The sequence below is a fragment of the Pseudomonas sp. 51_B genome (assembly GCF_017491595.1).
GTDB lineage: Bacteria > Pseudomonadota > Gammaproteobacteria > Pseudomonadales > Pseudomonadaceae > Aquipseudomonas > Aquipseudomonas promysalinigenes.
The window spans coordinates 1-428 of sequence record NZ_JAFGYW010000489.1 but is presented as its reverse complement, the minus strand read 5'-3'; the positions used below and the strand labels follow the sequence as shown (position 1 = coordinate 428).

The 428-nt window shown below is 63.1% G+C and carries 1 protein-coding gene; it reads left to right on the top strand.

Annotated elements, in window-relative coordinates:
• Positions 1 to 428, top strand: a 428-nt coding sequence (locus tag J5M56_RS25875) for a hypothetical protein (protein WP_207938169.1), incomplete at both ends; no start/stop codon positions are given.

Here is a 428-nt window from a genome sequence, read left to right as displayed (position 1 = left end):
ATCAGACCGTGGGGCCATTTTCGCAAGGTAATCCGGAGATCGTTGCGAACATTCTGTACAGCGATGCGGTCGGCCCGGGCGGCTTCCAGCAAGCGCTGACGGGGCTGACGCGGCCCGAGATGACGCAGTTCTACGTTCCGGTTCACGGCGATTCAGCCTATACCAGCCGAGGGGTGTCGTCGAACTTCGCCGCCGAGTTCGGCGCGCTTGCGACGCATTACGACTTCAACGGCGACGGCCGTGGAGACCTCCTGTGGGCGGACGGCGGCACGGGCAACATGGGAAACAGCACGACCGTCTACGGTAGTGTCTTGGTGGGCTTCACGCCGAGTTCGGCCGTGGGGCTGTACGACTTGAGGCTGCCCGGTTCGTCGATGAACCAGACGGCGAGCAAGGGTTTCGATGTCTACAGCACTGACCCGCTGCAC